The organism is Streptomyces sp. NPDC020996 (genome assembly GCF_040641355.1).
GTDB lineage: Bacteria > Actinomycetota > Actinomycetes > Streptomycetales > Streptomycetaceae > Streptomyces.
In genome coordinates this window covers 22,264-44,956 of record NZ_JBFADM010000049.1, presented here as the reverse complement: position 1 = coordinate 44,956, position 22,693 = coordinate 22,264, and the positions used below count along the sequence as shown (strand labels likewise).

The window sequence follows — 22,693 nt, the reverse complement described above, 5'->3', positions numbered from 1 at the left end:
GCCTCCGTTCATGCGCGCAGGCGCAGGCCGCGGGGGGTCGCGATGAAGCCGGCTCCTTCCAGCAGGGCGCCGATGGGGGAGGTGAGGGCCGATGCGCCGTTGATCCGTTCCACCGTGACGGTGCCGAGGGAGCCCGCGCGCGCGGCCGTGGCCAGGGCAGCGGAGGCCCGGGGCAGACGGGGGTCGTCGGGGCCCGCGCCGTCCGTGTCGGCGGGCCAGGCCAGCAGGGTCTTGCCGCCGCGCTCCATGTACAGCGTCAGCTCACCGTCCACCAGGACCACGAGAGAGCCCGCCTTGCGGCCGGGTTTGTGTCCGGCGCCGGTCGGGGGTTCCGGCCAGGGCAGAGCCGCGCCGTAGGCGTTCGCGGGATCGGCGGCGGCCAGGACTACGGCTCCCGTGTCGGCAGCGCGCTGAGGACCGCGACGGGGGGAGGCGGGGCCGAAGGCCCGGTCGTGGCCGACGGCGGGCCGGGAGTCGCGGAATCCCTGACCCGCGGCGTCGCGGGGGGACGCGTACTCGTGCGGAGCGGGGTTCCAGGAGGCGAAGTCGTCGGAGCCCAGGGCGCCGAATTCGGGGTCGGAGCGGGGGAACGGCTGGTCGTCGGGTGGGTCGAAGCCGTCGAGGCTGGTGAGCGCGCCGCTCCCGTCGGGCCGGTCCGGCAGGGGCTCGCCCCGGTCGCGGGCGTTGGACACCGCGCGCAGTCGGTCCACCGCGCCGTCCATCGCGAACTGGGCCGCGCCGAGTCCTTCCACCACGTAGCCGCGGCGCGCCTGGCCGCTCTCCTCGAAGACGGACAGGACGCGGTACGTCGCCGAGAAGCCGCCCTCGACGCCCTCCGCGGCCACGGCGCCCCGGGTGACCACGCCGTGCCGGTCCAGCAGGGTGCGGGCCAGCGCGTGCGCCCGCACCGTCGTATCGGGCTCGCGGGCCGGGAGCAGGGACCAGCGGCCGGCGACCGTGGGCGGGCCGGTGCGGGAGGCGGTGCGGGCGGCGGCGGTCAGGGAGCCGTAGCGGCCGCGCGGGACCGCGCGCTTGGCGCGGTGGGCCGTGGAACCCGCGGTGCGGCCCGAGCCCAGCAGGGACCGCAGGGGCGCGAGCGTGTCGTTCGTCAGGCGTCCGGACCAGGCCAGGTCCCACACCGCGTCGGCGAGCTGGGGGTCCGTGGCGTCCGGGTGGGTCGTCGCGCGGACCTGGTCGGCGATCTGGCGGAAGAACAGGCCGTAGCCGCCGGAGAGGGCGTCCAGGACGGACTGGTGGAGCGCCGTCAGCTCCAGCGGGTTGGGCGGGGGCAGGAGCAGCGGGGCCGCGTCCGCCATGTAGAGCGAGAGCCAGCCGTCCTTGCCGGGGAGGGCGCCCGCGCCGGCCCACACCACCTCTCCGGAGGCCGTCAGCTCGTCCAGCATCGCGGGGGCGTAGTCCGCGACGCGGGACGGCAGGACCAGCTTCTCCAGGGCCGACGCGGGGACGGAGGCGCCTTGCAGCTGCTCGACGGCGCGCACCAGGCCGTCGACGCCGCGCAGTGCGTGCCCCTTGCCGATGTGCTGCCACTGAGGCAGGAACTGGGCGAGCGCGGCCGGCGGCACCGGCTCCAGTTCGTGCCGCAGGGCGGCGAGGGAACGACGGCGCAGCCGCCGCAGCACCGTCGCGTCGCACCACTCCTGGCCGATGCCGGCCGGGTGGAACTCCCCCTGCACGACGCGGCCGCCCGCGGCGAGGCGCTGCAGGGCGCCCTCCGTGACCGCGACGCCGAGGCCGAAGCGGGCCGCCGCCGTGACCGACGTGAACGGGCCGTGGGTGCGCGCGTAGCGCGCGAGGAGGTCGCCGAGGGGATCCTTCACCGGCTCCGTGAAGGCCTCCGGGACGCCGACCGGGAGCGCCGTGCCGAGCGCGTCACGCAGGCGGCCCGCGTCCTCGATCGCCGCCCAGTGGTCGGCGCCGGCGACACGGACGCGGATCGCGCGCCGGGCCCCGGCGAGTTCCTGCGCCCAGTGCGGTTCCGCGCCGCGTTCGGCCAGCTCGGCGTCCGTGAGCGGGCCGAGCAGCCGCAGCAGGTCGGCCACGCCCTCGGCGTCCTTGACGCGTCGGTCCTCGGTCAGCCACTGCAGCTCCCGCTCCAGTTCGGCCAGCACCTCGGCGTCCAGGAGCTCGCGCAGCTCCGCCTGGCCGAGCAGCTCCGCCAGCAGGCGCGAGTCCAGGGACAGCGCGGCCGCGCGGCGCTCGGCGAGCGGGGAGTCGCCCTCGTACAGGAACTGCGCGACGTACCCGAAGAGGAGGGAGCGTGCGAACGGCGACGGCTCCGGTGTGGTGACCTCGACCAGGCGTACCTTGCGCGACTCCAGGTCGCCCATCAGCTCGACCAGTCCGGGCACGTCGAAGACGTCCTGGAGGCACTCGCGGACCGCCTCCAGGACGATCGGGAACGAGCCGAACTCGCTCGCCACCTGCAACAGCTGGGAGGCGCGCTGACGCTGCTGCCACAGCGGGGTGCGCCGGCCGGGGTTGCGGCGCGGCAGCAGCAGCGCGCGGGCGGCGCACTCGCGGAAGCGGGAGGCGAACAGGGCCGAGCCGCCGACCTGGTCGGTGACGATCTGGTCGACCTCGCCCTTGTCGAAGACGACGTCCGCGGCGCCGACGGGGGCCTGCTCCGCGTCGTACTCCCTGCCCGCCTTCGCCGGTTCCTGGTCCAGCAGGTCCAGGCCCATCAGGTCGGCGTCGGGCAGGCGCAGGACGATGCCGTCGTCGGCGTGCATGACCTGGGCGTCCATGCCGTACCGCTCGGAGAGCTTGGCGCCGAGCGCCAGCGCCCACGGGGCGTGCACCTGGGCGCCGAAGGGGGAGTGGACGACGACCCGCCAGTCGCCGAGCTCGTCGCGGAACCGCTCCACGACGATCGTGCGGTCGTCCGGGACGTGGCCGCAGGCCTCGCGCTGTTCGTCGAGGTACGACAGGACGTTGTCCGCCGCCCAGGCGTCCAGTCCCGCCGCGAGGAGGCGGAGGCGGGCGTCCTCCTTCGACAGCGAGCCGACCTCGCGCAGGAACGCGCCCACCGCGCGGCCCAGTTCCAGCGGGCGGCCCAGCTGGTCGCCCTTCCAGAAGGGGAGGCGGCCCGGGACACCGGGGGCCGGGGAGACGAGGACGCGGTCGCGCGTGATGTCCTCGATGCGCCAGGAACTGGTGCCGAGCGTGAAGACGTCCCCCACCCGCGACTCGTAGACCATCTCCTCGTCCAGCTCGCCGACCCGGCCGCCGCCCTTCTTGGGGTCGGCCCCGGCGAGGAACACTCCGAACAGACCGCGGTCCGGGATCGTGCCCCCGGAGGTGACGGCGAGACGCTGGGCGCCGGGGCGGCCCGTGACGGTGCCGGTGACGCGGTCCCACACCACGCGCGGGCGCAGCTCGGCGAAGGCGTCGGAGGGGTAGCGGCCGGCCAGCATGTCCAGGACCGCCGTGAACGCCGACTCGGGGAGAGAGGCGAAGGGGGCGGCGCGGCGGACCGTGGCCAGCAGGTCGTCCACCTGCCAGGTGTCCAGCGCCGTCATCGCGACGAGCTGCTGGGCGAGCACGTCCAGGGGGTTGGACGGCACCCGCAGGGACTCGATCGCGCCGGTGCGCATGCGCTCGGTGACGACCGCCGCCTGCACGAGGTCGCCGCGGTACTTCGGGAAGACCACGCCGGTGCTGACCGCGCCGACCTGGTGTCCCGCGCGGCCGACGCGCTGGAGGCCGGAGGCCACGGACGGGGGTGACTCGACCTGGACCACGAGGTCGACCGCGCCCATGTCGATGCCCAGTTCGAGGCTGGAGGTGGCCACGACGGCGGGGAGGCGGCCTGCTTTGAGGTCCTCTTCGACGAGGGCGCGCTGTTCCTTGGAGACCGAGCCGTGGTGGGCGCGGGCGATCACGGACGGGGCGCCCTGGGCCGCTCCGGAGCCGCCCATCAGTTGGGCGGGCGCGTGGTGTTCGTCGAGGGTTTCGCCGGTTGCCCGTTCGTAGGCGATCTCGTTGAGGCGGTTGCAGAGGCGTTCGGCGAGGCGGCGGGAGTTCGCGAACACGATCGTGGAGCGGTGGGACTGGACCAGGTCGGTGATCCGCTCCTCGACGTGCGGCCAGATCGACGGACGCTCCGCGCCCTCCGAACCGTCGGCGACGGGGGAGCCGCCCAGCTCGCCCAGGTCCTCCACCGGGACGACCACCGAGAGGTCGAACTCCTTGCCCGACGCCGGCTGGACGATCTCCACCTTGCGGCGGGGGGACAGGAAGCGGGCGACCTCGTCGACCGGGCGGACCGTCGCGGACAGGCCGATGCGGCGGGCCGGCCTCTTGAGGAGCTCGTCCAGGCGCTCCAGGGAGAGGGCCAGGTGGGCGCCGCGCTTGGTGCCCGCGACGGCGTGGACCTCGTCGAGGATCACCGTCTCGATGCCGGTCAGCGCATCGCGGGTGGCCGACGTCAGCATCAGGAACAGGGACTCGGGGGTGGTGATCAGGATGTCCGGCGGGCGGGTGGTGAGCGCGCGGCGCTCGGCTTGCGGGGTGTCGCCCGAGCGGATGCCGACCTTGATCTCGGGTTCGGGCAGGCCCAGGCGTACGGCCTGCTGTCGGATGCCGGTCAGAGGGCTGCGGAGGTTGCGCTCGACGTCGACCGCGAGGGCCTTGAGGGGGGAGACGTAGAGGACTCGGCAGCGCTTCTTCGGGTCGGCCGGCGGGGGTGCGGAGGCCAGTTCGTCCAGTGCGGCGAGGAAGGCGGCCAGGGTCTTGCCGGAGCCGGTGGGGGCCACGACCAGCACGTCCGAGCCCTCGCGGATGGCCTGCCACGCGCCGGCCTGGGCGGTTGTGGGCGCGTGGAAGGCGCCCGTGAACCAGCCGCGGGTGGCGGGGGAGAAGCCTTCCAGGGCTCGGTGTGCGGAGCTGACCATGGGTCCATCCTGCACCCGGGGACTGACAATGGGGTTGAGCTGGGGGAACGCGGGTGCCTGCGGCGGCCTGTGCGGCTTTGCGGGGGTTTGCCTGCGGTGGTCTGTCGCGGTTCGTTGGGGTGCGGGTGCCTGCGGGTGCCTGCGGGTGCCTGCGGGTGCCTGCGGCGGCTTTGTGGGGGTGCCTGCGGCGCCTGTGCGGGTTCGGTGGGGTGCGGGGTGCCTGCGGCGCCTGTGCGGCTTTCGGGGGGTGCGCGTTGCGCCTGCGGTGCGGGCAGAGTCGGGGCCGGGACGGGGGTGTCCGTCCTCGGAACGGCGCGGAATCCGGGGTTCGAGAGGTGCCGGCGTTGACGCGCCAACCGCTGCGGGCGAACACCCCCGTCCCGTCCCCTTCCCGCCGTCGGCGGGCGCGGGTCCCGCGACAGCACGGACACCGCTTGACCGCCGTGGGCGGCCGACGGCACGTTCCGGGCCGATGGGACAATGGGGGCATGGTCGGATCGGGTGAGCGGGCGCGGCACTGGCGGTACGCCGAGTTGCCCGGGGTCGATCTGCTCAGGGCCCGGTACATCCGCAAGAGCTTCGTGCGGCACACGCATGAGCACTTCGTCATCGCCGCCATCGCCGACGGGGTCGAGGTCTTCCACCATCGCGGGGCCGATCAGTACGCGGGGGCGGGCGCGCTGGCGCTGGTCAATCCCGACACCGCGCACACCGGCCGGGCCGGTGGACCGGAGGGGTGGCGGTACGGGGCCCTGTATCCGTCGCCGGAGGTGGTGGCGGAGATCGCCGCCGAGACGACCGGAATCCGGGGTACGCCGGGGTTCGTCAGGCCGGTGCTGGACGATCCGTACAGCGTGGGGCTGGTGCATCAGGTGCTGCGCGCCGCCGACGAGGGGAACGCGCTGGCTGCCGACACGCTCCTGAGGGTCGCCGTGACCAGGCTGCTGCGGCTGAACGGCGGGGTGCTGCCGCAGCGGGCGGTGCGGACCGCGGGGGCGCGGGTCGCGGCACGCGCGCGTGCGCTGCTGGAGGAGCGGATGGCCCGGCCGCCGACTCTGGAGGGGCTGGCAGCCGACCTGGGGACCAGTCCGTTCGCGCTGTTGCGGGCCTTTCGTGACGTGTACGGGATGCCTCCGCACGCCTGGCTCACGGACGCGCGGGTGCGCAGGGCGCGGCGGCTGCTGGAGGCCGGGACGTCGCCGGCCGAGGCCGCTGTCGCCGTGGGGTTCACCGACCAGCCTCATCTGAACCGGCACTTCAGCCGGATCGTCGGGGTGCCGCCGGGGGCGTACCAACGGGAGCGCAAGAACGTACAAGACGTGCGGCGGAGGCCGGGCTACCGTCCGGGGCGTGACGGAAGCTGTTGTTGACACACGTTCCCCGGAAAAGCCGGACGCCGCTGTCGTACGGGACGCCCTCGGCGTCGGCGTCGCCGTGGGGCTGTCCGGGTTCGCCTTCGGGGTGACCTCGGCCGGCAGCGGGCTCTCGCTGCTGCAGACCTGCGCGCTGAGCCTGCTGGTGTTCACCGGGGCGTCCCAGTTCGCGCTGGTGGGAGCCCTCGCGGCCGGGGGCGGTCCGCTCACGGCGGCCGCGGGCGCGTTCTTCCTGGGGGTGCGCAACGCCTTCTACGGGCTGCGCCTGTCGCAGTTGCTGGCGCTCCCGCGCGCGGTGCGGCCGTTCGCCGCGCAGTGGGTCATCGACGAGACCACCGCCGTCGCGCTGGCGCAGCCGACGCGCAGGAGCGTGCGGATCGGGTTCACCGTCACCGGGCTCAGTCTGTACGTGCTGTGGAACCTCACCACGCTGGCGGGGGCGCTGGGCGCCCAGGCCATCGGGGACACCGACGCCTGGGGGCTCGACGCGGCGGGGCCCGCGGTCTTCCTGGCGCTGCTCGCGCCGATGCTGAGGACCGTCACCGAGCGGGCCGTCGCGGGTCTCGCCGTGCTGCTGGGGCTCGGTCTGCTGCCCGTGCTGCCCGCCGGTGTGCCCGTCCTGGCGGCCGCCCTCGCGGCGCCCGTCGTGCTGTGGCTGCGCGGGCGGAGGGAACAGCGGTGAACACCTGGATCGCGATCGGCGCGACCGCCCTCGGCTGCTACGCCGTCAAGCTCGCCGGGCTGCTCGTGCCCGCCGGGGCGCTCGAACGCCCGCTCGTCAGGCGGCTGGCCGCGCTGCTGCCGGTGGCTCTGCTGGCCGCGCTCACGGCCCAGCAGACCTTCGCCGACGGGCGTGTCCTGGTGCTCGACGCGCGCGTGGCGGGGGTCGCCGCGGCCGCTGTGGCGCTCCTCCTGCGTGCGCCGTTCCTGCTGGTCGTCGCGGTGGCCGTGGCGGTGACCGCGGGGGTGCGGGCCATGGGCGGGTGAGGTCAGCCGATGGCGCGGCCGTACGCCCTGAGGGTGCTCAGGGCCTCGATCGTCACCATGGGGCGTGCCTCAAGGGCGATGCCCGGCGCCCACTGGCGCCAGTTGATCGGCCAGCCGCCGTCCTCCTGCTGGCTCCGCGCGAGGTGGTCCAGGGAGCGCGCCATCTCGGCGTCCGTGAACCACGTGCGCGCGAGGGAGCCCGGCGTCCTCGCGAAGTCGTGCGGGAAGTGGTGCTCGCCCGGGGCGTAGCCCGGCGCCACCGGGAACGCCGCCAGGTCGTCCGGGTCCAGCGCCGCGAGCCGCTGCGCGCGCACCAGACGGCCGAGGCGGTGGGCGGCCGCCTCCGCGCGCGGGCGGTCGGGCGCGAAGTCCAGGAAGGCGACGGCCGCCTCGATCTCGTAGGGGTGAGAGCTCTCCAGGGACTCGACCGCGTGCCAGCAGAACTCCGTGGCCCGGAACAGCCAGGCGTGCCACACCTCGTTGCGGTGCAGCAGGCCCACCACCGGTCCGGTGGCCAGGAGGTCGCCGGGCGGGTCGTCGACGACCGGGATGAACGGGGCGGCGGGATAGCCGCGTCGGCCGGGGTGGATCGCCGGCAGCGCGCCGTCCGCCGTCGAGACGGAGGTCAGATAGCCGCACACGCGCTCCGCGCGCCGGCCGTCGCAGCGCCCGATGGAGTCCAGGACGCGCAGCGCGCGACCGGTGTGCAGCGGCTGGCTGACCGGGCCGCGCAGGTCGGGCTCCAGCGCGTGGCCGTAGCCGCCGTCCTCGTTGCGGTAGGCGTCCAGCGCCCGCTCCACAGGGTCGGCGCCGCCGTTGCGGAAGTGGTGTGCGAAGAGGTGCTGCTCCAGCACGCGCGCGGTGAGCCAGAGGAAGTGTTCGGCGCGGAAGAGCGGGGAGCGCGCCGGGGGCGTCGCGGGGGGTGGGGGAGCTCCGGTTGCGGACATGCGTCAGACCGTAGGGGAAAGCGGTCGCGGCAGGTGGCCCCGGCTCGGGCGCACCCTCGCAGGCGGGATACTGGAGGCATGCGGTTGACGGTCTTCTGGCAGCGTATGGCGGAGCACTTCGGTCCCGAGTACGCCGACACCTTCGCGCGCGACCATGTCATGGCGCAGCTCGGCGGACGCACCGTGCACCAGGCGCTGGACGAGGGCTGGGAGGCCAAGGAAGTGTGGCGCGTGGTCTGCGCGGTCATGGACGTTCCGGGGGAGAAGCGCTGAGCCGTCACGAAGATCGCAGGACCGGAGCCGATTGTCCGTCGCGTGGGCGAGACTTGCACCGTGGCATCCACTGACGACACCAGGCAGCCGGCCCGGCAGCCCTCCCCGCCCGGCACGACGCCGACCGTCCCTCCCCCGGCCGACGGCGCCGCCGTGCCGGACGGGCGCATGCCGCGCTGGCTGCCGCGTGCGGTGGTGCTCGTCCTCGCCCTCTACGCCGCGTTCCAGTTGGGCACGTGGGCCTTCCACCAGCTCACCGGTCTGCTGGTCAACATCCTCATCGCGTTCTTCCTGGCCCTCGCCATCGAGCCCGCGGTGAGCTGGATGGCCTCGCGCGGGATGCGCCGGGGGCTGGCCACCGGGCTGGTCTTCCTCGCCGTGATGATCGTGACAGCGGGCTTCGTCACGCTGCTCGGGTCCATGCTCGCGGGCCAGATCATCAAGATCGTCGAGAACTTCCCGGACTACCTCGACTCCGTCATCGGCTGGATCAACACCCACTTCCACGCCGAGCTCAGACGCGTGGACGTCCAGGAGGGCCTGCTGCGCTCCGACTGGCTGCGCAACTACGTGCAGCACAGCGCCACCGGCGTGCTGGACGTGTCCGCGCAGGTCCTCGGCGGCCTGTTCCAGCTGCTGACGATAACGCTGTTCTCGTTCTACTTCGCCGCGGACGGCCCGCGGCTGCGCCGCACGGTCTGCTCCCTGCTGCCGCCCGCACGGCAGGCCGAGGTGCTGCGCGCGTGGGAGATCGCTGTCAACAAGACCGGCGGCTACCTGTACTCGCGTGGTCTGATGGCCTTCATCTCCGGCGTCGCGCACTTCATCCTGCTGCAGGTCCTGAACGTGCCCTACGCGCCCGTGCTCGCGGTCTGGGTGGGGCTGGTCTCGCAGTTCATCCCCACCATCGGCACGTATCTCGCCGGCGCCCTGCCCATGCTGATCGCGTTCACGGTCGATCCCTGGTACGCGCTGTGGGTGCTGATATTCGTGGTGGTCTACCAGCAGTTCGAGAACTACATGCTGCAGCCCAAGCTGACCTCGAAGACCGTCGACATCCACCCGGCCGTCGCCTTCGGCTCGGTCATCGCCGGCACCGCCCTCCTCGGCGCCGTCGGCGCGCTGATCGCGATTCCGGCGGTCGCCACCCTCCAGGCGTTCCTGGGGGCCTACGTGAAGCGGTACGCGGTCACGGACGATCCCCGTGTCCACGGGCACCGGGGCGGCGGAACGGGGCGGGGCCTGCTCCGGCGCGCGCGGCAGCTGTGGACACGGAGGCCGGGGGCGGAGCGGTCCGGTCCGGGTGACCACTCCGACTCCGATGCTGATTCCGGCCTCGGCTCGGGCTCCGATCCTGGTGCCGGCTCGGGCTCCGGGAGCGGTCCTTCCTGAGACGGCCGGGGCCGTGGGCTGTCGGGCAGGCCGGGCGTCACGGGCTTGCGCCGGCGCTGGGTGCGCTTGACACAAAAATCGAACATCTATTCTTATGGAGGCTCCGGCGGGGGCTCGGGTGGGTTTTTCGTCCCGGTCAGGGTGGGGATGTGACCGGGTTATCCACAGGCCGGACCGGCGTCGGGACGCATTGTCAGTGGCAGGCGTTAGCGTCTTTGACGTGAAGCGATCGAATCAAGCAAATCGGGTGGAACCCATGGCAGGAACCGACCGCGAGAAGGCCCTGGATGCCGCGCTCGCACAGATTGAACGGCAATTCGGCAAGGGCGCGGTCATGCGCATGGGCGAGCGGTCAAGGGAGCCCATCGAGGTCATCCCGACCGGGTCGACCGCGCTCGACGTGGCCCTCGGCGTCGGCGGCCTGCCGCGCGGCCGTGTCGTGGAGATCTACGGACCGGAGTCCTCCGGCAAGACCACGCTGACCCTGCACGCGGTGGCGAACGCCCAGAAGGCCGGCGGCCAGGTCGCCTTCGTGGACGCGGAACACGCCCTCGACCCCGAGTACGCGCGCAAGCTCGGCGTCGACATCGACAACCTGATCCTCTCCCAGCCGGACAACGGCGAGCAGGCCCTGGAGATCGTGGACATGCTGGTCCGCTCCGGCGCCCTCGACCTCATCGTCATCGACTCCGTCGCGGCGCTCGTCCCGCGCGCCGAGATCGAGGGCGAGATGGGTGACAGCCACGTCGGTCTGCAGGCACGCCTGATGAGCCAGGCCCTGCGGAAGATCACCAGCGCGCTCAACCAGTCCAAGACCACCGCCATCTTCATCAACCAGCTCCGCGAGAAGATCGGTGTGATGTTCGGCTCCCCGGAGACCACGACCGGTGGCCGGGCGCTGAAGTTCTACGCCTCGGTGCGTATCGACATCCGCCGCATCGAGACCCTGAAGGACGGCACGGAGGCGGTCGGCAACCGCACCCGCTGCAAGGTCGTCAAGAACAAGGTCGCGCCGCCCTTCAAGCAGGCCGAGTTCGACATCCTCTACGGCCAGGGCATCAGCCGCGAGGGCGGCCTGATCGACATGGGCGTGGAGCACGGCTTCGTGCGCAAGGCCGGCGCCTGGTACACGTACGAGGGCGACCAGCTCGGCCAGGGCAAGGAGAACGCGCGCAACTTCCTGAAGGACAACCCCGACCTGGCCAACGAGATCGAGAAGAAGATCAAGGAGAAGCTGGGCGTGGGCGTGCGTCCCGAGGAGCCGGCCACCGAGCCGGGCGCCGCCGTCCCCGCCGCCACGGACGACGCCGCCAAGACGGCGCCCGCCCCCGCGGCGGCCAAGGGCGCCAAGACCAAGGCTCCGGCGGCCAAGAGCTGACCCGTGACACGGCGAACCGACTGGGCCGAGTACGCCTACCCGGACACTCCACGGGGCGGGAGCCGGGCAGGCGACACAGGGTCCGCCGGGACGGGCGGCGAGATGCGCGGGCACGTCCCGGCGCACGATGAAGACGGGGGCTCGCCCTCCTCGTCGAGGGCCGAGAAGGGGGAGCCCCCAGGGGACCCGGTCGAGCGGGCACGGGCCATCTGCCTGCGCCTGCTGACCGGGACCCCGCGCACGCGGAAACAGCTGGCGGACGCCCTGCGCAAGCGGGAGATCCCCGATGACGCCGCCGAGGAGGTGCTGTCGCGGTTCGAGGAGGTCGGCCTGATCGACGACGGCGCGTTCGCGGACGCCTGGGTGGAGTCCCGGCACCACGGCCGGGGACTGGCCCGGCGGGCACTCGCCCGGGAGCTGCGGACCAAGGGCGTCGACTCCGCCCTGATCGACGAGGCCGTCGCACAGCTCGACTCCGAGCGGGAGGAGGCGACCGCGCGCGAGCTCGTCGCCCGCAGACTGCGCTCCACACGCGGCCTCGACCGCGACAAGCGGCTGCGGCGCCTCGCGGGCATGCTCGCCCGCAAGGGCTACTCCGAGGGCATGGCCCTGCGCGTGGTCCGGCAGGCACTGGAGGAAGAGGGAGAGGACACGGAGTTCCTCGAGGACGACGGAGTCTGAGGCGGAAGGCACGGCAGCCATGCCCGCCACGGGCTGCGGGCGGCCGAGCCGGCGGCCGGACGGGGCGGCCGACCCTCGAGGCCCCGCCGACGCTGAGACGGCCCGCTCTACTGCCCCATGGACTTCCCCTGACCCCGCGGGTCTACGGCGTCACCGGCAGCCCCGCCGCCCTCCACGCCTGGAACCCGCCCACCAGGTCGGTGGCCCGGTGCAGCCCAAGCCGGTGCAGCGACGCCGCCGCGAGACTCGACGCGTAGCCCTCGTTGCAGATCACGACGATCCGCAGGTCGTGACCGGTGGCCTCGGGTACGCGGTGGCTGCCCTGCGGGTCGAGGCGCCACTCCAGCTCGTTGCGCTCGACGACGAGGGCGCCGGGGATCAGGCCGTCGCGCTCACGCAGGGCCGCGTACCGGATGTCCACCAGCAGCGCCTCGCCGGCCCGGGCGGCCTCGTACGCATCCCGGGCCCCGATCCGCTCGTAATCCGCGCGCACCCGCTCCAGCAACTCGTCGATGCCGAGGGGCCGGTCCTCCGACTCACCCATGTGCCTGTCCGCCGCGGCGCCACTGGTCGCGCTCACTGCCAGTCCTCCGGGTGTTCGACCTGCTCCAGGCGCAGCACCTGGCCGGTGCGACTGTAGCGGCGGATCTGCGGCAGGGGCGGATAGTAGGCGTGGACGGAGACGGCGTGCCGGTCGGCGGAGGTGTTCAGCACCTCGTGGACGTGATGGCGGCCGAAGGAGCGGCCCTGGCCGGCCGACAGCCGCCGTTCCCGGTCCACGCCGTCGGTGAGTTCGAGGGTCTTCCAGCCGTCGGTGGGCAGCCGGGCGGCGAGCGAGTTCTCCCTCAGCTCACCGGCCGCGACCACGAACGCACCCATGGAATCGGCGTGGTCGTGCCAGCCGGTGCCCGTGCCGGGCGGCCAGCCGATCAGCCAGGCCTCGCTGCCGCCGGGGCCGTCGAGGCGTACCCAGGTGCGGCCCTCCGGGTCGAGCGGGAGCGAGGCGATGAGCTCGGCGTCGGCGGCCGTACGCCGCGCGAAGTCCAGGAGTTCGGCCTGGGTCGGCGCGGACCCGGGTGCGCCGGCGGATACGGAACCCGACGCGGAGGCGGAAGCGGACGCGGAAGTGGACACGGAAGCGGAAGCGGGCGCGGGTGCTTGTGTGGGTGCAGAAGGGGAGGAAGACAACTCTTACCGTCCTGATGAGGGTTCGCGGGAGCGCGCGGGAGCCTGGAAGGGGCGCGCGCGGAAAAGGGGGGAGCGAATTCAGCAGGACGGACGACACACGCAGCCCGCATAGCGGACGAGGTCCATGTGGACCCTCCGCCACAGGCGCACACAGGTGTCGGTCACGCTCCGGAGTGAACCATGACGGTGCGGACCGGTCAACTCACCGTCACCATGTGGACGCACGGTGACGGTGCGCCCGGCGACGGTGAGCACCGCGATGTCAGTGGGCACCCGCCTCGGCCTCGGCCTGCGTCTTCGCCGGACCGCCCAGCGTGGCCTCCGCCGCGGCGTACAGGTCGGCCGGCCGGACCCCTCCCAGCGCGGTGACGAGATGACCGTCGGGCCGTACCAGCAGGACGGTGTGGGCCGCCGCCCCCGGGTAGCTCTCGGCGACGAGCAGTTCGGCGGCGTGCGGCAGGGCGCTGACGGCGGCCGCCAGCCGGGGCATGACCCCGGCGGTCACCCAGTGCTTGCGGTCCCACACGCCCGTGCCCGGCGCGACGAGGATCACCAGCAGTGCGCCCCGGCCGAGCCGGTCCCGCAACCGCACGAAGGAACCGTCCTCCGCGGTGACCCGGACGTCGGCGACCGGCGCGCCCGGAGCGGTGTCCACGGGCACCTCCCCTTCGAGGTGCCGGGGGGCGAGCGGCGAGCCGGCGTACGTCCCCGGCGCGCCGAGGGCGCCGCGCCCCAGATGGCCCTCCGTCAGCAGCGCGTCGTGGCCGCGGGCGGAGCCGGGGACGTAGGCGCGCAGCCCTCCGCCGCCGCGCAGCAGCGGCAGCGCCTGGTCGGCGGCGCGCAGCCGGGCGGCGACGACCGCGCGCCGCTCCGCCTGATAGCTGTCGAGCAGGTCCTCGTGCGGCCCGTGGTGCCAGGCCGACGCCAGCTTCCAGGCCAGGTTGTCGGCGTCCCGCAGGCCCTCGTCCAGCCCCTGCGTGCCGAGCGCGCCGAGCAGGTGGGCGGCGTCCCCGGCGAGGAAGACCCGCCCGGCGCGCCAGCGGCGGGCCAGCCGGTGGTGGACGGTGTGAACGCCGGTGTCCAGCAGGTCGTAGGGCGGTGTCGAGCCGTCGCTCCAGCCCGCCAGCGTCTCCCTGATGCGGGTGACCAGCAGCTCGGGCGTGACCAGGTCCTTGCCCGGCGGCAGCAGCCAGTCCAGGCGCCACACGCCGTCCGGGAGGGGGCGGGCGGTGATTTCCCCGGCGCTGGGGCCGGACGTCCGCCACGGCGGCAGCCGGTGCAGCACCGACTCCTCGGGCCAGGGGAGCTCCGTGCGCAGCGCGGCGACGGCGTGCCGTTCCACCGCCGTACGGCCCGGGAAGCGGATGTCCTGCAGCTTGCGCACGGTCGACCGCGGGCCGTCGCAGCCCACCAGGAAGCTGCCGCGCCACCAGGTGCCCTTCGGACCGCGGGTGTGGGCGGTGACGCCGGAGCGCTCCTGCTCCATGGCGTCCAGTCGGCTGTCGACGGCGACCTCGGCCAGCGGCTCGCCCGCGAGGGCCGTGCGCAGGGCACCGGTCAGGACGTGCTGGGCGATGTGCAGGGGCGCGGGGCCGGTGTCGTCGTCGAACGTGATCTCGCGCATCACCTGCTTGCGCCGCAACGACCGCCATCCGGCCCAGGGCAGGCCCGTCTCGGCGAGCGGCACTCCGGTCAGTCGTTCCACGAGACCGGCGGTGTCCTCGCGCAGGACGACGGTGCGCGCGAGGCGCGGCTCGTCCTCGCCGGGGCCCTCGTCGAGCACGACCGACGGCACTTCCTGGCGTGCCAGGGCCAGGGCGAGCGTGAGCCCGACGGGCCCCGCCCCGACGATGATCACCGGATCCACGGCGTGGCGCCCCCTGCCCGCGGAGCCGTCCGGGAGGACGTGTGTGAACAGGAAGTTTGAGCAGGGTGCACGATCACAGAACGTATGCAACCCATTGCCGGTGCTTGCGTCAAGTGACGGAGGCAGTGGCGATCATGCCACTGCCTCCGCACAGGTGACGCGAGGTGCCGGAGCGTCGGAACGTGCCCGTCAGACGGTGCTCCTGCCGGCCCCGGCCGCCGGGGCGCCGCCCACCTCTCCGGCGTTGATGTCGTCCACGTCCTCGGCCCCGAGGACCGCGCCCGTGCTGCGCTTGCTGCGCCGCAGCCGGCCCTCGAGCCAGCTCGCGAAGCTGGTCAGCAGGAAGTTGACGATGATGTAGATGATGGCGACGCCGATGAAGCTGGGGACGACGTTGGCGTAGTTGGCGGCGAAGGTGCTGCGGGCGTTGAGCAGTTCGGTGTAGCCGATCATCACGCCGCCCAGCGCGGTGTCCTTCACGATGACCACGAGCTGGCTGACGATGGCCGGCAGCATCGCCGTGACCGCCTGCGGGAGCAGGATGGTGGTCATCGTCTGGCCCTTGCGCAGGCCGATCGCGTACGCGGCCTCCGTCTGGCCCCGGGGCAGGGCGAGAATGCCGGCCCGGACGATCTCGGCGAGAACCGAGGCGTTGTACAGGACCAGGCCGGTGACGACCGCGTACAGGGGCCGCTCCGCGCTGCTCACGCCGCCGGAGCGGGCGTAGACCTCGTTGGCGAACAGCATCAGCAGCAGGACCGGGATCGAGCGGAAGAACTCGACCACGACGCCGGCCGGCACCCGGACCCACCGGTGGTCGGACAGGCGGGCGATGCCGAAGAACGCACCCACCGGAAGCGCGATGACCATGGCCAGGGCGGCGGCCTTGAGGGTGTTGCCGAGACCGGGCAGCAGATACGTCGTCCACGCCTCGGAGGTGGTGAACGGCTGCCACAGGGACCACTTCAGCTGGCCCTTGTCGTCCATCGCCCGCCAGGTCCACCACCCGAGCAGGGCGAGCAGGACGACGAAGACGATCGAGAAGACGACATTGCGCTGCCGGGCCCGGGGGCCGGGGGTGTCGTAGAGGACGGAGGTCATCGCTTCACCGCCAGTCGCTTGCCGAGCCAGCCCAGGACGAGGCCGGTGGGCAGGGTCAGTACCACGAAACCGAAGGCGAAGACCGCGCCGATGGCCAGCGTCTGGGCCTCGTTCTCGATCATCCCCTTCATCAGGTAGGCCGCCTCGGCCACGCCGATCGCGGCCGCCACCGTGGTGTTCTTGGTCAGCGCGATCAGTACGTTGGCCAGCGGGCCGATGACCGAGCGGAACGCCTGCGGCAGCACGACCAGCCGCAGGGTCTGGCTGAAGCTCAGCCCGATCGCGCGGGCCGCCTCGGCCTGCCCCAGCGGCACCGTGTTGATGCCGGAGCGCAGCGCTTCGCAGACGAAGGCGGCGTGGTAGGCGACGAGGCCCAGCACCGCGAGGCGGAATCCCTGGGCCTTGAAGTCGTCGGGGGCGCCCAGTGTCATGCCGAAGATGTCGGCGAGGCCGAGCGAGGTGAAGACGATGATGACCGTCAGCGGGATGTTCCGCACGACGTTGACGTAGACGGTGCCGAAACCGCGCATCAGCGGGACCGGACCGACCCGCATGGCGGCCAGCAGGGTGCCCCAGACCAGGGAACCGAGGCCGGACAGGGCGGTGAGTTTCACCGTCATCCAGAACGCCCCGAGGACGTCGTAACCTTCAAGAAAGTCGAACACGATCTCCCGCGCTTCCGGGTGTGTGGTGAACGAGGAGGGCCTGGCGCGCCGCCGCCGTGATCGCGGCGGGCGGCGGCGCTGGAGGAACCCTGTGGAGCCGGGCCGCCGCTTACTTGACGATCTGACCGATCTTCGGGGCCGGCTCGTTCTTGTAGCCGGCCGGGCCGAAGTTCGCGTCGACGGCCTTCTGCCAGGAACCGTCGCTGACCATCTTCTCCAGGGCGGCGTTGATCTTGTCGACGGTCGCGGTGTCGCCCTTCTTCACGCCGACGCCGTAGTTCTCGTTGCTGAGCTTGAGGCCGGCGAGCTTGAACTGGCCCTTGTACTTGTCCTGCGCGGCGAAGCCCGCGAGGATCGAGTCGTCGGTGGTCACCGCGTCGACGGCGCCGCTCTGCAGGGCCGCGATGCACTCCGAGTAGCCGCTGTACTCCTTGAGCTGGGCCTTCGGTGCGATCGTGTCGTGCACGTTCTGCGCCGAGGTGGAGCCGGTCACGGAACACAGCTTCTTGCCGTTGAGGTCCGTCCCCTTGCTGATCGTCGAGTCCTTCTTGATCAGTAGGTCCTGGTGGGCCAGCAGGTAGGGGCCGGCGAAGTCGACCTTCTGCTTGCGCTCGTCGTTGATCGAGTAGGTCGCCGCGATGAACTTCACGTCGCCGCGCTGCAGCGCGTTCTCACGGTCGGCGCTCTTGGTCTCGACCCACTCGATCTGGCCGGGCTTGTAGCCGAGCTGCCCCGCCACGTACGTCGCCACGTCCACGTCGAAGCCGGAGAAGGAGCCGTCCGGCTCCTTGAGGCCCAGACCGGGCTGGTCGTACTTGATGCCGATCTTGATCTTCTTGCCGCCGCCGGACGAGCCGCTGTCCTTGTCGTTGTCCGAGCCGCAGGCGGTCGCTGCGACGGCGAGGGCGAGTACGGCGGCGGAGGCGGCGGTGACCTTGCGGAGCTTCATGGTGCACATCCTTCGGTGGTGGAGAGGCGGGAGGCCGTCCGGTGGTGGAGAGCCGGGGCCGTCGGTGGCGTGCGGCGGGGCCGTCCGGTCGTGAAGAGACGGGGGCCGTCAGTGGCGTGCGGCGGGGCCGTCCTGACGGAGGCCGTCAGGGGCGTGAGGTGGGGCCGTCGGTGGCGTGGGGTGGGGGCGGGCAGCTCAGTGGTGGAGGATCTTCGACAGGAAGTCCTTGGCCCGGTCGCTGCGCGGATTGCTGAAGAACTGGTCCGGCGCGGCCTCTTCGACGATCCGGCCGTCCGCCATGAAGACCACGCGGTTCGCGGCGGATCGGGCGAACCCCATCTCGTGCGTGACGACGATCATGGTCATGCCGTCGCGGGCGAGCTGCTGCATGACCTCCAGCACCTCGTTGATCATCTCCGGGTCGAGGGCCGACGTCGGCTCGTCGAAGAGCATCACCTTCGGGTCCATCGCCAGGGCCCGTGCGATGGCCACCCGCTGCTGCTGGCCGCCGGAGAGCTGCGCGGGGTACTTGTCGGCCTGCGTGCCCACGCCCACCCGGTCGAGCAGGGCCCGGGCCTTCTCCTCGGCCTGCCTCTTGTCCGCCTTGCGGACCTTGATCTGGCCCAGCATCACGTTCTCGAGCACCGTCTTGTGCGCGAAGAGGTTGAAGGACTGGAAGACCATGCCGACGTCGGCCCGCAGCCGGGCCAGTCCCTTGCCCTCCTGCGGCAGCGGTCTGCCGTCGATACTGATCGTGCCGGAGTCGACGGTCTCCAGGCGGTTGATGGTGCGGCACAGCGTGGACTTGCCGGACCCGGAGGGCCCGATGACGACCACGACCTCACCGCGGGTGATCGTCAGATCGATGTCCTGGAGCACGTGCAACGCGCCGAAGTGCTTGTTGACGCTTCTCAGGACGACCAGATCGCCGGCTGGGGCCAAGTCTCGCTTGTCCAAGGCTACTTCGGTCATCGCTATCGGGCTCCGTCCTCCTCGGTTTCGGAGGACAGTAGTGACCCGCCACGACCAGCGTCATTACATCTGAGGGGAATCTGAGCATCACGACTCGATAGCAATCGGACACGTGTCGTAGCGGTTGTCCGGGGGTGCGTATCGTCCGCGTAACTAAAGCGGCGGGCAACCGGAACCCTCTTGACGGCGTAGTCGTCAATCAGCGATGACTGCACTTGGTGCACGCGCGCGTGCACACGGATGTAATACCGATCCTGATCGTACGGCCGATGAACCGAAGAGGGACCGGATGAGACTGCTCCTCGTCGAGGACGACAACCACGTCGCCGCCGCGCTGTCCGCGGTGCTGGCGCGCCACGGCTTCGAGGTCACCCACGCGCGCAGCGGCGAGGAGGCGCTCCAGGCCCTCGTCCCGGAGGGCACCTGCTTCGGGGTCGTGCTGCTCGACCTGGGCCTGCCCGACCAGGACGGCTACCAGGTCTGCGGCAAGATCCGCAAGCGCACCAGCACCCCGGTGATCATGGTCACCGCCCGCTCCGACGTGCGCTCCCGCATCCACGGCCTCAACCTGGGCGCCGACGACTACGTGGTGAAGCCGTACGACACCGGGGAACTGCTCGCCCGGATCCACGCCGTCAGCCGGCGCACCGTCGCGGAGGACGCCGGCTCGGGCGGCGAGGGCGCGCTGCGGCTCGGCTCCGTCCTCATCGAGCTGCCCACCCGCCAGGTCACCGTGGACGGCACGGTGGTCCAGCTCACCCGCAAGGAGTTCGACCTGCTCGCCCTGCTCGCCCAGCGCCCCGGGATCGTCTTCCGCCGCGAGCAGATCATCAGCGAGGTCTGGCGCACCAGTTGGGAGGGGACCGGCCGCACCCTGGAGGTGCACGTCGCCTCGCTGCGCGCCAAGCTGGGCATGCCGGCACTGATCGAGACCGTACGCGGCGTCGGCTACCGGCTCGTCGCGCCGGCCGCTTAGCGGGCACGGGTGCGTACACGCCTTCTTCCGCTGCTCATCGTCCTGATGGCGGCCGTGCTGCTCGCGCTCGGCATCCCGCTCGCCGTGAGCGTCGCCGCGGCGCAGCAGCAGAACGTGGTCGTCGACCGGATCGACGACACGGCCCGCTTCGCCGCCCTCGCCCAGTTCGTCACCGACGCCTGCGGATCGAGCCGCACATCCAGCGACGAGCGCCTGAAGACGCTGATCAGCGAGCTCGCCAGCTACCACGACGTCTACGACATCAAGGCCGGCGTCTTCTGCCGGACCGGCACGCCCATGGCCAACGCCCCGGCGACCTGGCTCGTGCCCGAGACCGGCGAGGTGCGCGAGGCGTTCGCCGAGGCGCTGCTCAGCCGCCGCAGCCACGACCCGCAGCAGGTCTGGCCCTGGCAGCACGGAACCCTGGTCGTCGCCTCACCCGTCATCCGGGACGGCGACGTCGTCGCGGTCGTCGTCACCGACTCGCCCACCGGGCAGATGCGCTCCCGGATCCTGCACGGCTGGCTGGTCGTCGGCGTGGGCGAGATCGGCGCGATGCTGCTGGCGGTCGGCGCCGCGCTGCGGCTGACCGGCTGGGTGCTCAAACCCGTGGGCGTCCTGGACGCCACCACCCACGACATCGCCACCGGACGGCTGAAGTCCCGTGTCGCGGCCGCCGGCGGGCCCCCGGAACTCAGGCGCCTGGCCCAGTCGTTCAACGAGATGGCGGACCACGTCGAGGACGTGCTCGAGCAGCAGCGCGCCTTCGTCGCCGACGCCTCCCACCAACTGCGCAACCCGCTCTCCGCGCTGCTGCTGCGCATCGAGCTGCTCGCCCTCGAACTGCCCGAGGACAACGAGGAGATCGCCTCCGTCCGCACCGAGGGCAAGCGCCTCGCCCAGGTCCTCGACGACCTGCTCGACCTGGCCCTGGCCGAGCACACCGAGGCCGACCTGCGGGTCACCGACGTCGGCGCGCTGACCGCCGAGCGCGTCGCCGCCTGGACGCCCACGGCCGAGGCCAAGGGCGTGCGGCTGGTGGGCGACTGCCCGCCCACCACCGCCTGGGCCGATCCGGTCACCCTCTCCAGCGCGCTGGACGCGGTGATCGACAACGCGGTCAAGTTCACCCCCGCGGACGGGACCGTCGAGGTCACGGTCGCCATCGACGGCGACACCTCGACCGTCGTGGTCGCCGACCACGGCCCGGGGCTGACCGACGAGGAACTGACCCGGGTCGGCGACCGCTTCTGGCGCAGCGGCCGGCACCAGAACATCAAGGGCTCCGGCCTCGGCCTGTCGATCTCCCGCGCTCTGCTGACCGCGGGCGGCGGCTCCGTCTCGTACGCCCACAACGAGCCGCACGGGCTGCGGGTGACGGTGTCGGTGCCGAGGAGCGGACCTACGGTTTGACGGACCGGTAGTAGCGCCGGGCGCCCTCGTGCAGGGGCAGCGGATCGGTGTAGATCGCCGTGCGCAGGTCGACGAGCTGGGCGGAGTGGACGTCCCGGCCGATGCGGTCCCGGCTCTTGATCACGGTGCGGGTCACCCACTCGGTGAGCCGGGGATCCATGTCCTTGCGGGTCACCAGCAGGTTCGAGACGGCCAGCGTCGGCACGGCGACACCGTTCTGGATGCTCGGGTAGGCCGACTCCGGCATGTTCGTGGCGCGGTAGTAGCGGGTGGCGCCGCCCTGCTGGTGCAGCTTGGCGACGAGGCTCGCCCGGATCGGCACGAAGCGGAACGCGAAGGTCTCGGCGAGATCCTTCAGGCCGTCCGTCGGCAGCCCGCCCGACCAGAAGAAGGCGTCGATGCGGTGCTTCCTCAGCCCGCTCGGTCCGGTGTCGATGCCGTCGGACAGGGGGGTGATGTCCTTGGCCGCGTCGATCCCGGCCGCCCCGAGCACCCGCGTGGCGATCAGCCGCACCCCCGAGCGGTGCGGCCCTATCGCCACCCGCTTGCCGCGCAGGTCCCCGACGGAATCGATGCCCGAGTCGCGCGCCACCACCAACTGCACGTAGTCGTCGTACAGGCGGGCGACACCGCGCAGCCTGCCGGCCCCGGTCTTGTGGCCGAGCTCGTAGGTGTCCACCGCGTCGGCCGCGGCGATGGTGAAGTCGGCGCTTCCGGTCGCCACCCGCTTGACGTTCTCCTGAGATCCGGGGCTGGTCTTCAGCTTCACCCGCAGGCCCGGCATGTCCTTGTCGAACTCGTTGCGCAGCATCTCGCCGTACTTGTGGTAGACGCCCAGCTGCGTGCCCGTGCTGAACGTGATCGTGCCGCTCGGGGGATCCTCGCCCAGCGGCAGCAGCCACCACAGCAGCAGCCCGAGGGCGACGATGCCGGCGGCCGCGCCCCGCAGGGCCCGGCGCCTGCCGATCCGGGCGGACGTCTTTGACATGCGCGTGATCCTGCCAGCCGGCATGCCGTCCCGGCCAGCACCGGGGTCGGAACCGGGGCCACACCCGGGGTCGGAACCGGGGCCACACCCGGGGTCGGAACCGGGGCCACACCCGGGGTCGCAACCGTGGTCCCGGGGACTGTTCGGTGCCGGTCGGTAGGGTCGTCGCATGAGCTCATCGCCAGCCGACCTCGTCCGCGCGTTCCATCTGGCCGTCGGACTCGACGCCCGCACCACCCCCACCGAGGTCGAGCCGGAACTGGCCGCCCACCGCGGCGAACTGCTGGCCGAGGAGGCCGCGGAGGTCGCCGAGGTCGCGGTCACCGGCCCCCTCGACAAGCTCGCGCACGAACTGGCCGACGTCGTCTACGTCGCCTACGGCACGGCCCTGGTCCACGGCATAGACCTCGACGCCGTGATCGCCGAGATCCACCGCTCCAACATGACCAAGCTCGGGCCCGACGGCCGCGTCGCCCGCCGCGCCGACGGCAAGGTGCTCAAGGGCGAGCACTACGAGGCACCGGACGTGGCGGGCGTGCTGCGACGCCAGGGGTGGGAGCCGCGCCGGGCGTGACCGCGCCCCGTTGTCCGCGGTCTGCCGCCCGCCCTCTCCGGGCGAAAGGCGGCCCG

20 protein-coding genes and 1 pseudogene are annotated in these 22,693 nt (G+C 72.5%); 10 read left to right on the top strand and 11 right to left on the bottom strand.

Annotation, left to right across the window (positions count from 1 at the left end):
• Positions 1–8: 8 nt before the first annotated feature.
• Positions 9–4,913: an ATP-dependent helicase gene (locus tag AB0G63_RS28190; protein WP_360755656.1), complete on the bottom strand. Its 4,905-nt coding sequence runs from the start codon at positions 4,911–4,913 to the stop codon at positions 9–11.
• Positions 4,914–5,401: 488 nt separating this feature from the next.
• Between AB0G63_RS28190 and AB0G63_RS28185 the strand changes: the two are divergent.
• The 3 genes and pseudogenes from AB0G63_RS28185 to AB0G63_RS28175 form a co-directional block, all read left to right on the top strand.
• A pseudogene (locus AB0G63_RS28185) lies at positions 5,402–6,232 on the top strand (AraC family transcriptional regulator); the annotation flags it as partial.
• A gap of 31 nt (positions 6,233–6,263) precedes the next feature.
• Positions 6,264–6,968 (top strand): AzlC family ABC transporter permease, encoded by a 705-nt coding sequence (locus AB0G63_RS28180; RefSeq protein WP_360755654.1) that lies wholly within the window; start codon positions 6,264–6,266, stop codon positions 6,966–6,968.
• Positions 6,965–7,273 carry an AzlD domain-containing protein gene (locus AB0G63_RS28175; protein WP_360755651.1) on the top strand — a complete coding sequence of 103 codons (309 nt, stop codon included), beginning with the start codon at positions 6,965–6,967 and terminating at the stop codon, positions 7,271–7,273. The genes AB0G63_RS28180 and AB0G63_RS28175 overlap by 4 nt, the downstream gene beginning before the upstream one ends.
• Before the next feature lie 2 nt (positions 7,274–7,275).
• On the opposite strand, the gene AB0G63_RS28170 is transcribed toward AB0G63_RS28175, so the two are convergent.
• Complete coding sequence (locus AB0G63_RS28170; RefSeq protein ID WP_360755648.1) at positions 7,276–8,220, bottom strand: hypothetical protein; 945 nt, start codon at positions 8,218–8,220, stop codon at positions 7,276–7,278.
• A gap of 78 nt (positions 8,221–8,298) precedes the next feature.
• On the opposite strand from AB0G63_RS28170, the gene AB0G63_RS28165 reads away from it, so the two are divergent.
• From AB0G63_RS28165 to recX, 4 genes are all read left to right on the top strand, one after another.
• A complete protein-coding gene (locus tag AB0G63_RS28165; RefSeq protein WP_324785082.1) occupies positions 8,299–8,493 on the top strand; it encodes a DUF3046 domain-containing protein in 195 nt (64 codons plus the stop codon).
• A 60-nt stretch (positions 8,494–8,553) separates the two neighbouring features.
• Positions 8,554–9,885: an AI-2E family transporter gene (locus AB0G63_RS28160; RefSeq protein ID WP_360755645.1), complete on the top strand. Its 1,332-nt coding sequence runs from the start codon at positions 8,554–8,556 to the stop codon at positions 9,883–9,885.
• A 256-nt stretch (positions 9,886–10,141) separates the two neighbouring features.
• Entirely contained in the window at positions 10,142–11,263 is a 1,122-nt protein-coding gene (gene recA / locus AB0G63_RS28155; RefSeq protein ID WP_360755642.1) for a recombinase RecA, read from the top strand.
• A gap of 3 nt (positions 11,264–11,266) precedes the next feature.
• Positions 11,267–11,944: a recombination regulator RecX gene (recX, locus tag AB0G63_RS28150; RefSeq protein ID WP_360755639.1), complete on the top strand. Its 678-nt coding sequence runs from the start codon at positions 11,267–11,269 to the stop codon at positions 11,942–11,944.
• A gap of 142 nt (positions 11,945–12,086) precedes the next feature.
• On the opposite strand, the gene AB0G63_RS28145 is transcribed toward recX, so the two are convergent.
• From AB0G63_RS28145 to AB0G63_RS28110, 8 genes are all read right to left on the bottom strand, one after another.
• On the bottom strand, positions 12,087–12,488 hold the full coding sequence (locus AB0G63_RS28145; RefSeq protein ID WP_360755694.1) for a rhodanese-like domain-containing protein: 402 nt from the start codon (positions 12,486–12,488) through the stop codon (positions 12,087–12,089).
• 32 nt (positions 12,489–12,520) lie between these two features.
• Positions 12,521–13,078, bottom strand: coding sequence for a cysteine dioxygenase (locus tag AB0G63_RS28140; protein ID WP_360755636.1), 558 nt, complete (start codon positions 13,076–13,078; stop codon positions 12,521–12,523).
• A gap of 132 nt (positions 13,079–13,210) precedes the next feature.
• On the bottom strand, positions 13,211–13,282 hold the full coding sequence (locus AB0G63_RS28135; protein WP_309544753.1) for a putative leader peptide: 72 nt from the start codon (positions 13,280–13,282) through the stop codon (positions 13,211–13,213).
• Between the two features lie 112 nt (positions 13,283–13,394).
• Complete coding sequence (locus AB0G63_RS28130) at positions 13,395–14,999, bottom strand: FAD-dependent monooxygenase (RefSeq protein WP_360755633.1); 1,605 nt, start codon at positions 14,997–14,999, stop codon at positions 13,395–13,397.
• A gap of 189 nt (positions 15,000–15,188) precedes the next feature.
• Positions 15,189–16,100 (bottom strand): amino acid ABC transporter permease, encoded by a 912-nt coding sequence (locus AB0G63_RS28125; RefSeq protein WP_360755630.1) that lies wholly within the window; start codon positions 16,098–16,100, stop codon positions 15,189–15,191.
• On the bottom strand, positions 16,097–16,765 hold the full coding sequence (locus AB0G63_RS28120; RefSeq protein ID WP_324785089.1) for an amino acid ABC transporter permease: 669 nt from the start codon (positions 16,763–16,765) through the stop codon (positions 16,097–16,099). Before AB0G63_RS28120 ends, AB0G63_RS28125 begins: the two co-directional genes overlap by 4 nt.
• 109 nt (positions 16,766–16,874) lie before the next feature.
• Entirely contained in the window at positions 16,875–17,714 is an 840-nt protein-coding gene (locus AB0G63_RS28115; protein WP_360755627.1) for a glutamate ABC transporter substrate-binding protein, read from the bottom strand.
• Between the two features lie 195 nt (positions 17,715–17,909).
• Positions 17,910–18,686: an amino acid ABC transporter ATP-binding protein gene (locus AB0G63_RS28110; protein ID WP_360755624.1), complete on the bottom strand. Its 777-nt coding sequence runs from the start codon at positions 18,684–18,686 to the stop codon at positions 17,910–17,912.
• A gap of 289 nt (positions 18,687–18,975) precedes the next feature.
• Here AB0G63_RS28110 and AB0G63_RS28105 point away from each other — a divergent pair, with 289 nt between their 5' ends.
• Complete coding sequence (locus AB0G63_RS28105) at positions 18,976–19,662, top strand: response regulator transcription factor (RefSeq protein WP_360755621.1); 687 nt, start codon at positions 18,976–18,978, stop codon at positions 19,660–19,662.
• Between the two features lie 9 nt (positions 19,663–19,671).
• Positions 19,672–21,075, top strand: a complete 1,404-nt coding sequence (locus AB0G63_RS28100) for a HAMP domain-containing sensor histidine kinase (protein WP_360755618.1) — start codon at positions 19,672–19,674, stop codon at positions 21,073–21,075.
• On the opposite strand, the gene AB0G63_RS28095 is transcribed toward AB0G63_RS28100, so the two are convergent.
• A complete protein-coding gene (locus AB0G63_RS28095) occupies positions 21,065–22,063 on the bottom strand; it encodes a TAXI family TRAP transporter solute-binding subunit (protein WP_360755615.1) in 999 nt (332 codons plus the stop codon). The two genes, AB0G63_RS28100 and AB0G63_RS28095, sit on opposite strands and share 11 nt — an antisense overlap.
• Positions 22,064–22,232: 169 nt before the next feature.
• Between AB0G63_RS28095 and AB0G63_RS28090 the strand changes: the two genes are divergently transcribed.
• Complete coding sequence (locus AB0G63_RS28090) at positions 22,233–22,637, top strand: MazG nucleotide pyrophosphohydrolase domain-containing protein (RefSeq protein WP_360755612.1); 405 nt, start codon at positions 22,233–22,235, stop codon at positions 22,635–22,637.
• Positions 22,638–22,693 lie beyond the last annotated feature (56 nt).

Excerpts from the sequence above, each read along its gene's own strand:
- AB0G63_RS28125 (WP_360755630.1), bottom strand. The coding sequence starts at position 16,100 with ATGACCTCCGTCCTCTACGACACCCCCGGCCCCCGGGCCCGGCAGCGC.
- AB0G63_RS28145 (WP_360755694.1), bottom strand. The coding sequence starts at position 12,488 with ATGGGTGAGTCGGAGGACCGGCCCCTCGGCATCGACGAGTTGCTGGAG.
- AB0G63_RS28090 (WP_360755612.1), top strand. The coding sequence starts at position 22,233 with ATGAGCTCATCGCCAGCCGACCTCGTCCGCGCGTTCCATCTGGCCGTC.
- AB0G63_RS28165 (WP_324785082.1), top strand. The coding sequence starts at position 8,299 with ATGCGGTTGACGGTCTTCTGGCAGCGTATGGCGGAGCACTTCGGTCCC.
- AB0G63_RS28115 (WP_360755627.1), bottom strand. The coding sequence starts at position 17,714 with ATGAAGCTCCGCAAGGTCACCGCCGCCTCCGCCGCCGTACTCGCCCTC.
- AB0G63_RS28190 (WP_360755656.1), bottom strand. The coding sequence starts at position 4,913 with ATGGTCAGCTCCGCACACCGAGCCCTGGAAGGCTTCTCCCCCGCCACC.
- AB0G63_RS28170 (WP_360755648.1), bottom strand. The coding sequence starts at position 8,220 with ATGTCCGCAACCGGAGCTCCCCCACCCCCCGCGACGCCCCCGGCGCGC.
- AB0G63_RS28105 (WP_360755621.1), top strand. The coding sequence starts at position 18,976 with ATGAGACTGCTCCTCGTCGAGGACGACAACCACGTCGCCGCCGCGCTG.
- AB0G63_RS28095 (WP_360755615.1), bottom strand. The coding sequence starts at position 22,063 with ATGTCAAAGACGTCCGCCCGGATCGGCAGGCGCCGGGCCCTGCGGGGC.
- AB0G63_RS28110 (WP_360755624.1), bottom strand. The coding sequence starts at position 18,686 with ATGACCGAAGTAGCCTTGGACAAGCGAGACTTGGCCCCAGCCGGCGAT.
- recA (WP_360755642.1), top strand. The coding sequence starts at position 10,142 with ATGGCAGGAACCGACCGCGAGAAGGCCCTGGATGCCGCGCTCGCACAG.